The 13,479-nt window shown below is 42.6% G+C and carries 13 protein-coding genes; 7 read left to right on the top strand and 6 right to left on the bottom strand.

The features are described 5' to 3' along the window. Window positions 1–10: 10 nt before the first annotated feature. The 4 genes from BFP97_RS14280 (at window position 11) to BFP97_RS14295 (ending at window position 3,683) form a co-directional block, all read left to right on the top strand. Complete coding sequence (locus BFP97_RS14280) at window positions 11–922, top strand: ROK family protein (protein WP_069843070.1); 912 nt, start codon at window positions 11–13, stop codon at window positions 920–922. A 253-nt stretch (window positions 923–1,175) separates the two neighbouring features. Next, complete coding sequence (locus tag BFP97_RS14285; protein WP_069843071.1) at window positions 1,176–2,225, top strand: PA0069 family radical SAM protein; 1,050 nt, start codon at window positions 1,176–1,178, stop codon at window positions 2,223–2,225. Window positions 2,226–2,300: 75 nt separating this feature from the next. Next, on the top strand, window positions 2,301–3,470 hold the full coding sequence (locus BFP97_RS14290) for an SDH family Clp fold serine proteinase (protein WP_069843072.1): 1,170 nt from the start codon (window positions 2,301–2,303) through the stop codon (window positions 3,468–3,470). Between the two features lie 24 nt (window positions 3,471–3,494). Continuing rightward, window positions 3,495–3,683, top strand: a complete 189-nt coding sequence (locus tag BFP97_RS14295; RefSeq protein WP_069843073.1) for a hypothetical protein — start codon at window positions 3,495–3,497, stop codon at window positions 3,681–3,683. On the opposite strand, the gene BFP97_RS14300 is transcribed toward BFP97_RS14295, so the two are convergent. Continuing rightward, the gene (locus BFP97_RS14300; protein ID WP_069843074.1) at window positions 3,680–5,233 is read right to left on the bottom strand and encodes a glycine--tRNA ligase; all 1,554 of its coding nucleotides are present in this window, start codon (window positions 5,231–5,233) and stop codon (window positions 3,680–3,682) included. The two genes, BFP97_RS14295 and BFP97_RS14300, sit on opposite strands and share 4 nt — an antisense overlap. Window positions 5,234–5,360: 127 nt before the next feature. On the opposite strand from BFP97_RS14300, the gene BFP97_RS14305 reads away from it, so the two are divergent. Further along, window positions 5,361–5,903: a DUF2911 domain-containing protein gene (locus tag BFP97_RS14305; protein WP_069843075.1), complete on the top strand. Its 543-nt coding sequence runs from the start codon at window positions 5,361–5,363 to the stop codon at window positions 5,901–5,903. 98 nt (window positions 5,904–6,001) lie between these two features. Further along, the gene (locus BFP97_RS14310; RefSeq protein ID WP_139135313.1) at window positions 6,002–6,514 is read left to right on the top strand and encodes a hypothetical protein; all 513 of its coding nucleotides are present in this window, start codon (window positions 6,002–6,004) and stop codon (window positions 6,512–6,514) included. Between the two features lie 243 nt (window positions 6,515–6,757). Here BFP97_RS14310 and BFP97_RS14315 read toward each other — a convergent pair whose 3' ends face one another. From BFP97_RS14315 to nrtS, 4 genes are all read right to left on the bottom strand, one after another. Next, window positions 6,758–8,122: an amidohydrolase family protein gene (locus BFP97_RS14315; protein ID WP_069843077.1), complete on the bottom strand. Its 1,365-nt coding sequence runs from the start codon at window positions 8,120–8,122 to the stop codon at window positions 6,758–6,760. Window positions 8,123–8,201: 79 nt separating this feature from the next. Continuing rightward, window positions 8,202–10,127, bottom strand: a complete 1,926-nt coding sequence (locus BFP97_RS14320; protein ID WP_069843078.1) for a cation:proton antiporter — start codon at window positions 10,125–10,127, stop codon at window positions 8,202–8,204. Window positions 10,128–10,216: 89 nt separating this feature from the next. Beyond that, window positions 10,217–11,437, bottom strand: a complete 1,221-nt coding sequence (locus BFP97_RS14325) for a bifunctional alpha/beta hydrolase/OsmC family protein (RefSeq protein WP_069843079.1) — start codon at window positions 11,435–11,437, stop codon at window positions 10,217–10,219. Between the two features lie 49 nt (window positions 11,438–11,486). After that, the gene (nrtS, locus tag BFP97_RS14330) at window positions 11,487–11,720 is read right to left on the bottom strand and encodes a nitrate/nitrite transporter NrtS (RefSeq protein ID WP_069843080.1); all 234 of its coding nucleotides are present in this window, start codon (window positions 11,718–11,720) and stop codon (window positions 11,487–11,489) included. A 341-nt stretch (window positions 11,721–12,061) separates the two neighbouring features. On the opposite strand from nrtS, the gene hemH reads away from it, so the two are divergent. After that, complete coding sequence (hemH, locus tag BFP97_RS14335) at window positions 12,062–13,081, top strand: ferrochelatase (RefSeq protein WP_069843081.1); 1,020 nt, start codon at window positions 12,062–12,064, stop codon at window positions 13,079–13,081. On the opposite strand, the gene BFP97_RS14340 is transcribed toward hemH, so the two are convergent. Continuing rightward, entirely contained in the window at window positions 13,078–13,392 is a 315-nt protein-coding gene (locus BFP97_RS14340; RefSeq protein ID WP_069843082.1) for a hypothetical protein, read from the bottom strand. The genes hemH and BFP97_RS14340 overlap by 4 nt on opposite strands. Window positions 13,393–13,479 lie beyond the last annotated feature (87 nt).

Raw genomic sequence — 13,479 nt, forward strand, 5'->3', positions numbered from 1 at the left:
ATATTTAGGCATGTCAGAAAAGCTTTGGGGAATTGATTTAGGTGGTACAAAAATCGAAGGCATCGTTTTGAAGTCGAAAGACGACCCCCAGGTATTGGTCAGAGAAAGAATCGATACGGAAAGTGACGGTGGTTATGAGCATGTACTCAATCGCATTAAGATGTTGATTGATCAATTGTCGGAAAAAATTGGCGAAAGGCCTAATATCATCGGAATGGGCACCCCGGGAGCGATTGACCCTCCTACTGGCCTCTTGAAAAACAGCAACTCTCAGTCCATCAATAAGAAGCCCTTCAAAAAAGATCTTGAGGCTTTGATAGGAATTCCGACCGTTATGGCCAATGATGCTAATTGCTTTGCCCTTGCAGAGGCGCAAATGGGTATTGTTCCTGAAGTAGATCCGGATGCAAAGGTAGTTTTTGGCGTGATCATGGGTACTGGCTGTGGAGGGGGTGTAGTGGTAAATGGACAAGTCATCAATGGTAAGCATGGTATTGGTGGAGAGTGGGGCCATAACTTCCTTGATGCCTCTGGCGGGCCTTGCTACTGCGGAAAATCAGGCTGCACGGAAAAAATTATCTCTGGAACTGGGCTTGAGAATTACTACGAGGAGATCACGGGCACCCGAAAAAGACTCAAGGAAATCATTCCAGCGGCCCGTACAGGTGAAGATCCTAATGCAGTGAAAACTATGGACAGACTGATGCACTTCTTTGGCTTAGGTATATCGACTATCATCAATACTCTAGATCCCGATGTCATTATCTTAGGCGGTGGAGTGGGCAACATAGAGGAGCTCTATACACGAGGAGTAGCAGAAGCTGAAAAGCATGTATTTAACCCTCGCTTAGAAACAAAAATTGTTAGGCCAAAGCTTGGTGACAGTGCTGGTGTTTTCGGTGCGGCTTTTTTGACTATCTGAATTAACCGTCCGACCGCTTCTAGCAGTCTGACGGCTAGTTTCATCCGTTTCCAATCAATCCACAGCGTCACCCTGAACTCGTTTCAGGGTCTATTACTGTAGATTCTGAAACACCCCGAAGTTTCGGGACAGAATGACGAACATAGATTCTTAGTTGCAACGAAGGATCTAAACTTCACCAAAACATTCATTGATTTATACTATAATTATTAGTTTTTAACTATTATTTTTAGTTTGCTAATTTTTATAGTTTATGTACAAAGGAAGGGGAGCACAGATACAGGTCAAAAACAAATTCTTGCTTCATGAATATGTACAGGAACATATTGAGGGTATCGATGAGTATGATGAAGATGCGCCAAAGACCAAATACATCAAAATCTTTCCTAAAACCATTGTCAATAAAGTAACCAGTCCCGATGTAGGTATGGAATATTCCCTCAACCCCTATCAGGGTTGTGAACATGGCTGCATTTACTGCTATGCCCGAAACTCTCATGAATACTGGGGCTACAATGCAGGCCTCGACTTTGAAAGAGTCATCCTTTACAAGGAAAACGCTCCCGAACTCCTTGAGAAGCAGTTTCAAAATCCTAGATGGAACCCAAAGACAATTGTCCTTTCTGGAAATACCGACTGCTACCAACCGATCGAAAGAAAATTGAAAATCACCAGAAAGCTGCTTGAGATCTTCCTTCAGTATAAGCATCCAGTGGGGATGATTACCAAGAATGTGATTGTCTCGCGCGATATAGATATTCTCGGTCCACTAGCAGATCTGAATCTCATCGGATTGCATTTTTCGCTTACCTCCTTAGACGAAAAAGTCAGGCGAAAGCTGGAACCAAGGACTGCTACCGCCAAACAAAAGCTCAAAACGATAGAAAAGCTGTCCAATCGAGGCATTCCGGTCAGCATTATGATTGGCCCCGTGATTCCAGGACTCAATGATCATGAAATTCCAGCCATTATGAAAGCGGCAGCCAATGCCGGGGCCAGAAGTGCCGGTTTTACCATGGTAAGACTAAACGGGCAAATTGGTCAGGTTTTTGAAAACTGGGTGCCACAGGCTTTCCCCGATCGTGCGGAAAAGATTCTAAATCAAATCAAGGGGGCTCACAACGGGAAACTCAATGATAGTCGATTTGGCATGCGCATGAAAGGTGATGGGCGAATGGTACAGTCCATTCACCGGATGTTTGAGCTCAACAAAGCCAAATATTTCAAAGATATCCCCCATCGACCGCCACTTAGAACAGATTTATTTGCTCGAACAACTAAAGGGCAAATAGAACTATTCTAATTATTATTAATCCTCTCAAAACATAATAGTTGTGTTGTTAAAATAATTTCGGTATAATTAAAGAAACGCACACAAATGGGAATCTACTCTGAGTACCTTGATAAAGGGTTGAACTTTCAAAAATTATCGGACGAAAGAAAAAAACAATTAAAGAGGATAGCCCAGTTAAGAGATTCTGATGTGCTAGTCTATGCCGCAGACCTTACCGCTGCTAATGCTCCCATATCTATCGATTTATCTGATGTACTTCCATTCAAGGACCAAATTGCTCAATGCAAAAGCAAAAGTGTAGATATAATAATTGAAACGCCTGGTGGTTTTGCCGAAGTGGTTGAAGACCTCATAGACCTACTTCGGGTAAAGTTCGAAAAAGTAGCCGTAATCATACCAGGAATAGCAAAAAGCGCTGGAACAATATTCGCCATGGGTACGGATGAGATACTTATGGGCAAAACTGCTGCATTGGGGCCCATAGATGCTCAAATAGCATCTAATAATAAAAGATTCTCTGCGGAAGCATTCCTCGAAGGGTTAGAAAAAATAAAGTCAGAAGTCATTGAAAGAGGTAAATTAAACCCTGCCTACATACCGATTTTACAGAATATTTCTCCGGGAGAAATTCAACACTGCGAAAATGCTCAGTCATTCTCAAAATCGTTAGTCACAAAATGGCTATCAACGTACAAGTTCAAGAATTGGGAAACTCATAAATCGACTGGCAAGAAAGTAACTGATGAAGAAAAGGTAAAACGAGCAGAGGACATTGCCAACATTTTGTGTAAGCATTCAGAATGGCTGACACATGGCAAGTCAATAAAAATCGCGGATTTAAGAGCGATGAAGCTAGAAATAAAGGATTATACTGAAGATTCCAATTTGGAGGACGCTATAAATAGATACTATACTCTACTTAGAATGACATTTGAGTCAACGAATATTTACAAAGTATTTGAAACGCACTCCTCACAAATATTTAGATTCTCGGGAACAAATATTCCTCCTCTTCAAAATATGCCTGGAAAAGGAGGTGAACCAGATAAAGCTATGATTGACTATAACTGTCCCACCTGCCAGGCCCGGTACAAAATACAAGCTAATCTCAAAAAGAACGTTCCTTTAGAACAAGGGGCAATAGCTTACCCTAAAAATAATACGTTCAAATGCACCAGGTGTGGCACATTAAATAACCTTACACCTCTTAGATTACAAATAGAAGCTCAAGCTAGAAAGAAAATAATTTTATAAATTCGCACATTCACCTCTATTGCTATGACAAATCAAGAATTCGGTAAATTCAAGTTAATCTTTGATCATTTAGAAAAAGAGAAAGCTGATCAAGAGAAAAAGGGAATACACTTTGTCTCAAAGGATACTCAAATAGATGATGCTATTCAAAGGCTACAGGAGATTCAAGCAGACAACCAAGAATTGACTCAAACTTATTTCACAGGAGTCTAATCTAGCTTCCTCAAAAGAGACTCCATAGAAGTCTTTTCCTTGAGTTTGCCTTTTACCTCATCTATAGATACTCTGATTTGAGAAAGGTCATCTCTATCCCGAATGGTCACGGTATTATCTTCTAAAGTCTGGTGATCCACCGTTACGCAGTAAGGTGTACCAATGGCATCCTGTCTTCTATATCGTTTACCAATGGCATCTTTCTCGTCATATTGGCAATTGAAATCAAACTGCAGTTCAGAGAGAATCTCTCTTGCCTTTGCAGGTAAACCTGACTCTTCCTTTTTCAATAATGGCAACACAGCCACATGATAAGGTGCCAATGGTGCTGGTAACTTCAACACTGTTCTTTCACTTCCATCTTCCAAAGTTTCTTCAGTGAAAGCACTGGACAAGATAGCCAGGAACATACGATCCAGACCTATGGAAGTTTCCACCACGTACGGCACGTAAGACTTATTCTCAACTGTATCAAAGAACTGCAATTTCTTACCTGAATGCTCTTCGTGGGCCTTTAGGTCAAAGTCAGTTCTTGAGTGAATGCCTTCTAGTTCTTTGAAGCCCATAGGGAAATTGAACTGAATATCAGCAGCAGCATTCGCATAGTGCGCTAGGTTCACATGATCGTGGAAACGGTAATTCTCTTCTCCTAAGCCGAGTGCTTTATGCCAGGCAATTCGCTTGGCCTTCCAGTTTTCGTACCATTCAATTTCTTCGCCCGGTTTGACAAAAAATTGCATCTCCATCTGCTCAAACTCACGCATTCTAAAGATGAATTGGCGAGCAATGATCTCATTTCTAAATGCCTTACCAATCTGAGCGATACCGAAAGGGATTTTCATTCTACCGGTCTTTTGCACATTGAGGAAGTTGACAAAGATGCCCTGGGCAGTCTCTGGTCTCAGGTAGATTTTGTTAGAATCATCAGCCACGGAACCCATCTCCGTAGAGAACATCAGGTTAAACTGACGCACATCGGTCCAGTTTTTAGAACCCGATACAGGATCTGCGATCCCCAATTCTTCAATCAAGGCTTTGATATCAGCGAGGTCCCCATTTTCAAGGCCTTTTCCCATCCGTTCATTGATGCCATCAATTTTGGCCTGATTTCTCAGCACATTCGGATTAGTCGCCATGAACTGATCTTTGTCAAAGCTGTCACCAAATCGCTTCTCCGCCTTGGTCACTTCTTTGTTGATCTTCGCTTCTATCTTGGCGATGTGATCTTCGATCAGCACATCCGCTCTATATCGCTTTTTGGAGTCTTTGTTATCAATCAACGGATCGTTAAATGCATCGACATGGCCAGAAGCTTTCCAGGTGGTTGGGTGCATGAAAATTGAAGCATCAATGCCAACAATGTTCTCGTTCATCTGAACCATTGCCTTCCACCAATATTGCTTGATATTGTTCTTAAGCTCTACTCCATTTTGCCCGTAATCATATGCTGCACCCAGTCCGTCATAAATTTCACTGGATGGAAAAATGAAGCCGTATTCCTTCGCGTGACTCGCGATCTTTTTGAGCAAATTATCTTCGTTCTGTGCCATGCGGCAAAGATATAGAAAAGGGATTCAACTAGTACAAGACATGAATTAAAAAAGGAAATACACCGATCAAATAACATGACTTGACAAATGGACGTTTCCAATGTCTAAATGGGTATATTTACGACATATGTCTAAGCGCGTCATATACATTTTTGGCACTATTGTCTTTGTTCTACTCGCAATTATTGGGGTACAGCAATACATGCTATATCAAACAAAACAGTATAGCCCAGAATCGATCGCTAGGTATACCAGTAGTGACGTCAGTATAAGCGTTACTTATAGTCGTCCTTCAAAAAAGGGTCGGGAGATTTTTGGTGATTTGGTCCCTTATGGCAGATGGTGGAGAACCGGGGCGAACGAACCAACGACAATTGAGGTTTCCAGAGACATCACATTTGGAGAAGATCAGCTTCTTCCAGCCGGTGAATACTCTTTAGTAACCATCCCAGACGCCTCTTCTTGGCAAGTCATTTTCAACAATAGAATTCCCGATTGGGGAACCACGTATTACCCAGAAAGCAACGTTGTCAATGTAAGTGCGAGAGTAGAGCTATTGCCCGATGTGGTGGAGCTTTTTACCATTGATTTTACTGAAGAAAACGGTACTCCTGCACTGATTTTAGCTTGGGATCACACCAAGGTTACAGTGCCTTTTCAGGTACGCTAAGCTAAAGCTTAGGCACTTCATTCTAAAATTCTTTCGTCTTTTGAATTAAACCATTCTCATTGTTTCACATCCAAAAGGTGAATTTAAAACAGAGAGATATGAGGTCATTATTTAGAAGCACACTGATACTTACAGTTATTTTTTCGGCCAGTCAGGCCATCGCCCAAAGTGGAGATAAGACACTCTTGAGGACTGAGCAAATCGCAGCAAAGCTAGAGCTGTCCGACAAGCAAAAAGCCGAGCTGGATAAGGAGTTAAAAGCCAACCAAGAAAGCAGAAAAGCGCAGATGGAGAAAATGCGGGCATTGCGAGAAGAAATGAAGCGAGATGCTTTCGTTCAACGCCAAGAACAAATGGAACGTATGAAAAGTATCTTGACTCCCGAGCAATGGGAAGAATTCCAAAAACTGCAGAAACAAGGTAAAAACAGATTGCAACGCGTAAGGGGCCAGAGAGGGCAAGACGGGGTTAGAGGTCAAGGAAGACAAGGCGGTCAACGCCAATTTATGGGTAGAGCGCAGTTCAGACAAGGGAGAATGATGCTTCGTAAAAGAGCCGCTCAAAAGCGCATTGAGGAAAAGAAAGAGAAAGCTGGAGACGGAGGTAATTGAGACCTTCGCTCATCACCAGCCATATTGTCCCCCGCTGGCGGGGGTTAGGGGGTGGAGGAAGTAATAAATGGGGGGTCTTGCGTGATTGACCTATCAAAAGCCTCCTCCGTCCTTCGGACACCCTGCCTGTGGCAGACAGGCTTGTTTCAGAATCTCTCAAAGAGAGTTCTACAAGGTTTTTTAGATCCTGAAATACCCCGAAACTTCGGGGCAGGATGACGTTCTTTTGAAGGCATAAAACACTCAATTTTTCCAATCCTCTTCATCCTTAGGCCCCATCTTACCTTCCACACTTTTCAACAAGGTCTTTGAATCATATACTTTTCCTCCTTTAATCACGGTAAGCACATTTCTTGTATTGGTAATCTCGTCCAGAGGGTTGCCTGTGACCACAAAAGCATCTGCCAATTTGCTTACGGCAATGCTTCCAAGGATATCGCTCTTTCTCAAAGCCTGAGCACCATTAATTGTGGCAATTTTTAAAACCTCAGCATTCGGAATACCGATTGAAACCAGGGCTTCCATTTCGCGATGTGCACTAAATCCAGGAATATATTCCCCAACGGAAGGATGATCGGTGCCTAAGGTTATCTTACCTCCTTTATCAAAGTACTTTTTGATCGTCACCTTCTTTACATCGAAGATCTTTTGGAACATACCCAATTCCTGGCGTGTCTCTTTGGTGATTTCAAAGGCATAAGGGGTCAAATATTTACGCTCATCATGCCAATGGTCGTAGAATTCCTCGCGATGACCATAGTATCCATAAGCAGTGAGTGTAGCATCAAAGAAAATACCATTGGTGATGAAATGATCGATTTGCTTATCAATCGCTGGATCATTCACGTCTAAATTTTGTAGTGTAGCATATGCCGATTGTGTATTGGGTAAGGCATCGCCTCCTAGGAAGTGCTCAATTCTATCAATCCCCATAGTAATGGCATCTCTCGGATTGACGGTGTTTCTAAACCCAGAACCCAGATGCCCTGTGACAGGTAAGCCATGCATATGTGCTCTTTCGATCAGAGCTTTCAGCAGTACAGGTGAAATGCCTTTGGCTTTAAAGCCTGAGACGCCAAGTTCTGCCCATTTGTCGACCGTATTGTAAATGTCTTCAATGGTTGTTCCCCTATTCCAGGCTGGAAATGCTGTTCCAAAGTATGGCCCAGAACTATGAATTCGCGCCCCGATCTTCTCTCCACGATCGATTTTTCTCCGGGCCTCAAGCATTACTTCTGGTTGAATTTCGCCTCCCGGAAAGGTAGAAGTAACCCCATTGGCCAGAAAAATTACGGGATTCGCCTCAACCTCATCCCTTCGGACCCCATCAAATGTCACGCGGTAGTGAGCATGTAAATCAAAAATGCCAGGCAGCAGATATTGATTATCATTTAGCGTTAATACCTCATACCCCTCGGTTGAGGTTAAAGCCTGATTGATGTTCACAAACTTGCCACTTCGAATCACGATCCCCTGGTTTTTGATCATTTCACCTGAGGCCACATCGAAGTACGAACCGCCAGTGATGTAGAGGTCTTGAGCCGAAAGGCTTATCAAGGAAAAAAGAAAGAGAAAAGAAAGGAATGTACGCTGGATCAATAGTTTCATGGTTGGAGATTTGTACCAATATAAAAGTTGATCGGCAAAACCCCTCCCAAGAATTTACAAGAGGTACTCGACTCTTTAATTATCGCTCGAAACGCAAAGAGACTTCTTCCAAGCTAGAATTAGATCCAACCACTGTGAGGGTATCACCTAACCTCAATCGCGTATAACCGTGGGTGATGATGCTTTGCCCCCCTCTGTTCACAGAAAGCACAATAACGTCAGAGGGTAATCTTAGATCACGCAATGCCAGACCACGTAAGTTCGGGTTTTGCACCTCCACATCCATGGTATCTTGATTTTCCTGCATACCCAATAAAAGGGTTGCCGCTTGTGGTGACCTTACCAAGTGATCCATGAGACTCACCATGGCTGTTGCTGGGTCAACTATCAGGCAGTCCAGTTTATGGAATTTCTCGAAGTTGTAGCGGTGGTTTAGCCTTACCACAATGTCCTTGGTCCCAACCTTCTCGTAAAGTATTTCAGCTATGGCAAGGTTCTCCTCGTCCGTTAGCATTAAAACAACGGCCTCGGCCTTTTCAATATCATTGTCAATAAGCGTTTGGACATCAAAGTCACCTACCTTATGTACTACCAGATCGGGATATTCAGATGCTTCAATCTCCTGGCTTCTGGTTAATAATTCAGCTTCCCAATTATGTTCTTTTAACTGCCTGGCCAGAGCCACCGACTGTGACTCAATACCAATGATTATAGCATCACGAACACCATCAAAGTGTGGAGTATTGGCTTTAGTGCGCGCTTCGCCAACCATCTGGATAGACCATTTGAACAATGGTGGACCCACAAATTGGTTGAGTACGATTACGGCAACTACGATGGTTTGAAATTCTGCTCCAAAGACAGGAAATGTATTCGCTACAATTGTCGCCAATCCTAAACCAACTCCAGCCTGTGTCACAAAAGGCATCCAGCCTATTTTTCGGAACAAGGCCGAATCGCCCGCTAAAGAACCTCCGACCAAAGAACCAATGATCATGGTAACCAGACGAATGCCAAACAACATAAAGGCAACTCCAATTACCTTGACAAGGATATCGATAGATACTGTAGCACCAGTAAGTGTGAAAAAGCAGATATAAATTACCGGCCCTATTTCTTCCAGAAGTTTGATGAACTCGTACCTAAAACGTGAGTAATTGGTCACAATGAAGCTACCAATGATACAGATAAGCAGGGGTTCTATATGGAACTCGTGACCAAAATGATCAAGTGTATAGTGTTTTACAAAATAATAAAGTAGGTAAACGGAATAGCCAATGGCCAGAATCAAAGCCATCTTAAAATAAGGATTGGCTCTTAGTTTCAGTGCCAGAATGAGTATTCTACCTACCAAATAGCCCAATACAAATGAAGCTGATAGTTCCGCTAGAAGAATAAGCAAAAACTGTAAATCAAATGGATTTCCATTCACAAGCGATGTTGCGATAGACAAGCACACCGCGAACAAGACGATTACTAGGAAGTCCTTGATTACTGTCACCCCCATGGCCATCTGCACAAAGGGGCCCTTAGCCCTCATCTCATTGATGACGGCAATTGCCGAAGCAGGTGATCTTGCCACAAAAATGGTTGCCATCATTATCGCCACCGCTACTTTGGACGCGTTGTTCATATCTCGCATGAACTCTATCTGTCCGGCAAGAAAGAATATCAATACGGAGCTGCCGATGAACGTCACCGCCAGCTGGCCGAAGGTCATCCACTTAATGCTCTTCATCTGACCTCTTAACTCCTTTAAGTAAAGCTCTGCCGCTGCGGCAAAAGCGATAAAGGCTAATGAAATATCATTGATAAACTGAAGGCCTGAGCCTGCTTCCTTAGGAAGCAATTTGAAAATAAATGGTCCTGAAAACAGCCCAATTACCAGCAAACCCGTGATAAAGGGAAGCTTGATCTTTTGGAAAAAGCCGGCAATCTGATTAGCTGCCACAGCGATAATGGCAAAACCACCCAGAAGTAAAACTGTCTGTTGTATTTCAGTCATTCAGCTGCCTTATTAATGATATCGATTCAATTCTAGCTTTGTGCAAGCTTACAAATTAATCAAAAATGACTAATCACCTGCCTTTATTTTCAGGAAACAGCTTGCTTCAGTTTAGTGTTCACAATTAAACCTTGCGTCAGTGTCTTATGAACTGGACAGCGATCGGCAATCTCAACGATCCTATTTCGCTGTTCTTCAGTAAGGTTACCGGTTAGCTCCAGCTCCCGATCGATGAATTCCATCTTGCTCTTTTCATCTAAAGACTCAGCATCGGCCGCATGTCGTTTTTCTCTGGTGAGGTGAACTTTAACCTCTTCCAAATCAAGTCCTTTGTGGTTCGCGTACAACCGAATGGTCATGGCAGTACAAGCACCTAGAGAAGCAACCAATAGGTCATATGGCGTTCCAGCCAAGTCGGTACCTCCCACGTCTTTTGGCTCATCTGCAATCATATAGTGGCCATTAGCTAAAATCTCCGTGAGCAGACCTCTTTCCTTTTCATTCCTTACCACTACTTGGTGATCAGTAGTTAGCCCATCTTCATCTGGCTTTGGCAAATACCGGGTAGCCCAAGAGGCGATTACTTCACCCACATAGGAGGCGTCTTCCTTTCTTGTCAGCAAATGGTCTGCTCCATCCAGAGAGATATAACTCTTGGGGTGATGCGCTGCCAGATATATTTTCTCAGCATTTTTAATATCTACTGTATCATCTTGTGGGGAGTGAAGAATGAGTAGTGGCCTATCCAATTCTTTAATTACCTGAGACTGTTCGTACTCCTGCAGGTCATCGATGAACTGCTTCTTTATGGTAAAAGGTCTTCCGCCAAGGGAAACTTTTGCCTTGCCGGCTGTCTCAATTTCGTCTAGCGCTCCTTCAAATAAGTGCTTTACATGCGGTGGATCGGCTGGCGCTCCAACTGTGGCGACCGCTGTGATATAAGGAAGTTTATGGGCTGCAATTAACACAGCTGCCCCTCCTAAGGAATGACCTACAATTAGCTTAGGGGCCTCATATTCGGACTTAAGGTATTCCGCAGCAACGATCAAATCCTGAACATTGCTCGAAAAATTTGTGTCTGCGAATTCGCCTTCGCTGTCACCAAGCCCAGTAAAATCAAAACGTAAAACGGCAATCCCTCTGGATGTCAGGGCCCTACTAATATTGGTAACGGCCATTAAGTTTTTGGAGCAGGTAAAACAATGCGCAAACAGAGCATATGCCTTGGGCTTTTTATCCACCGGCATTTCTAGTCTTGCCGAAAGCATCTGACCATCGGCATTAGGGAATTCAAGTTTGAAGCTTTTCATCACTCAAAGGATTTCATCTACAAGTCACGAGCTTCCAAAAAAGTTCGTGCTACCGATTGAATTTAGCGATTGTGCTTGAATAAATGGAAACGAAAAAAGGAACGCTATAGGTAAATAAGAGCTTTGGGATATTAAGCTGCTCGAAATCCTGGTTTATCAAGCATTCTGCCTGATTAATACAATTCAGTAATGTGCCAACCACCAGAGACATTTTGACTGCCAGCATAATATTCTTCTTATCAGAGATTGCTGACAACCATGAGTTGTTTGAGTTAATTTTCATCTATTGACCCTTTGACTTATTACAAGTTAAGTGTTCTCCGTATCCTCCTTTGTCTGCCAGCACACATATACGCATAATCACTGTTCAACTAAGGGTCAACCCATTCTTGAGTGTTTAGCATATAACTACCTAATAAATTTGTCCAATGTGATGGGCTAGCCAGCAAATCGAGGAAATTACTGGCAATCACAATTTCTTTAAAGAATATTGGGCAATCATAGATCGTTAGCTCGGGGCATCCCGAGCTTTCTTTTTTAGCAGCCTTTCAACATTTTCTGAAGTATGGAGCATAACAGAAAACAAATATCTTTGCAGCCTGTTTTGCTTGAATATATTTACTGATGGGAAAAGAGAAGAAAGGCGTTTTGCTGGTGAACTTAGGAACACCTGATAGCCCTGCCACAAAAGACGTAAGAAAATACCTAAGAGAATTCTTAATGGATGGTCGAGTTATCGATATCCCATTGATTCCCAGATTCCTTTTAGTAAATGGTATCATTGCCCCATTTAGAGCTCCCAAGTCGGCAAAAGAATATGCAAAACTCTGGGAAGACCGTGGCTCACCATTGAAATTCAATGGTTTTGATGTAAGAGACATGCTTCAAGAGAGCCTGGGTGATGAGTATCAGGTAGCCTTAGGTATGAGGTATCAAAGCCCAAGTATAGAAAGTGCGCTAGAAGAGCTGAGGAGTCATAATGTTACTGAAATTATAGTAATTCCTCTTTTCCCGCAGTACGCATCTGCCAGCACAGGATCAGTCTCTGAAAAGGTCAATAGTATCATAAATACATGGCAGATTATACCGTCAGTTACCCATATTAACCAGTTTATGGATCACCCAAAGTTTCTTCAGGCATTTGCAGAAAACGGTAAGGCCTTGATGGAAAAAGAGGATTATGATCATGTGATTTTCAGCTACCATGGCTTGCCCGAAAGACAAATTAAGAAGGGTTCAGTGGGAAATCAGTGTCAGCTAGGTGCTTGCTGTAATCAGCTGCATGAGAGAAATCGATATTGCTACCGCGCACAGTGCTTCTATACTTCGCGACAGCTTGCTGAAAGGCTTGGGCTTCAGGAAGGCGATTATACTACCACCTTCCAATCAAGATTGGGAAAAGACCCATGGGTAAAGCCTTATACTGATATCTTTTTGAAAGAATTGCCAGCAAAGGGCATAAAGAAAGTATTGGCCTTCTCTCCTGCATTTATCTCGGATTGCCTTGAAACTACACTAGAGGTTGGGGAAGAATTCAAAGAAGAATTTGAAGAGGCTGGAGGTGAAGTTTGGGATTTGGTTCCCAGTCTGAACACTTCTACTACCTGGATTGAATGTTTAGAAGACTTGGTTAAATCGGCCTAATTCGCGAGCCTTATCGACACAATACTTACTTGGTGATTGGAAGCACTAGTACAACTTGCTGCAACGGCACTATTAGTAAGAATAACAAGCACTTCAAGATTGTCTTGCTGAAACTCTGTAGGTATGCTTTCGGGTACCACCACTGAATTAAAGCCATTATTGAACTGAATTACCCAGCCACATGACTCATGCCCCGAGACATTGGCTCCATCTTTAATAATTGCCCTTTGTTCTGTTACGGTAGTATCATCGTTGGACGTACATCCGAAAAATACTAAAGCAATTAAAAGGAGAAAGTACTTAATTCTCATGGTTTTGGTATTCCTCAAAGAGTCGTTTAGTTAAACGACAAGTTAAGTACCAACATTGTACTTTGGGAGGATATCAGCAAAAAAATG

The sequence above is a fragment of the Roseivirga sp. 4D4 genome (assembly GCF_001747095.1).
In the GTDB taxonomy this organism is placed as follows: domain Bacteria; phylum Bacteroidota; class Bacteroidia; order Cytophagales; family Cyclobacteriaceae; genus Roseivirga.

Excerpts from the sequence above, each read along its gene's own strand:
- BFP97_RS14305 (WP_069843075.1), top strand. The coding sequence starts at position 5,361 with ATGTCTAAGCGCGTCATATACATTTTTGGCACTATTGTCTTTGTTCTA.
- BFP97_RS14320 (WP_069843078.1), bottom strand. The coding sequence starts at position 10,127 with ATGACTGAAATACAACAGACAGTTTTACTTCTGGGTGGTTTTGCCATT.
- BFP97_RS14290 (WP_069843072.1), top strand. The coding sequence starts at position 2,301 with ATGGGAATCTACTCTGAGTACCTTGATAAAGGGTTGAACTTTCAAAAA.
- BFP97_RS14295 (WP_069843073.1), top strand. The coding sequence starts at position 3,495 with ATGACAAATCAAGAATTCGGTAAATTCAAGTTAATCTTTGATCATTTA.
- nrtS (WP_069843080.1), bottom strand. The coding sequence starts at position 11,720 with ATGAAAATTAACTCAAACAACTCATGGTTGTCAGCAATCTCTGATAAG.
- BFP97_RS14285 (WP_069843071.1), top strand. The coding sequence starts at position 1,176 with ATGTACAAAGGAAGGGGAGCACAGATACAGGTCAAAAACAAATTCTTG.
- BFP97_RS14300 (WP_069843074.1), bottom strand. The coding sequence starts at position 5,233 with ATGGCACAGAACGAAGATAATTTGCTCAAAAAGATCGCGAGTCACGCG.
- BFP97_RS14310 (WP_139135313.1), top strand. The coding sequence starts at position 6,002 with ATGAGGTCATTATTTAGAAGCACACTGATACTTACAGTTATTTTTTCG.
- hemH (WP_069843081.1), top strand. The coding sequence starts at position 12,062 with ATGGGAAAAGAGAAGAAAGGCGTTTTGCTGGTGAACTTAGGAACACCT.
- BFP97_RS14280 (WP_069843070.1), top strand. The coding sequence starts at position 11 with ATGTCAGAAAAGCTTTGGGGAATTGATTTAGGTGGTACAAAAATCGAA.
- BFP97_RS14315 (WP_069843077.1), bottom strand. The coding sequence starts at position 8,122 with ATGAAACTATTGATCCAGCGTACATTCCTTTCTTTTCTCTTTCTTTTT.
- BFP97_RS14340 (WP_069843082.1), bottom strand. The coding sequence starts at position 13,392 with ATGAGAATTAAGTACTTTCTCCTTTTAATTGCTTTAGTATTTTTCGGA.
- BFP97_RS14325 (WP_069843079.1), bottom strand. The coding sequence starts at position 11,437 with ATGAAAAGCTTCAAACTTGAATTCCCTAATGCCGATGGTCAGATGCTT.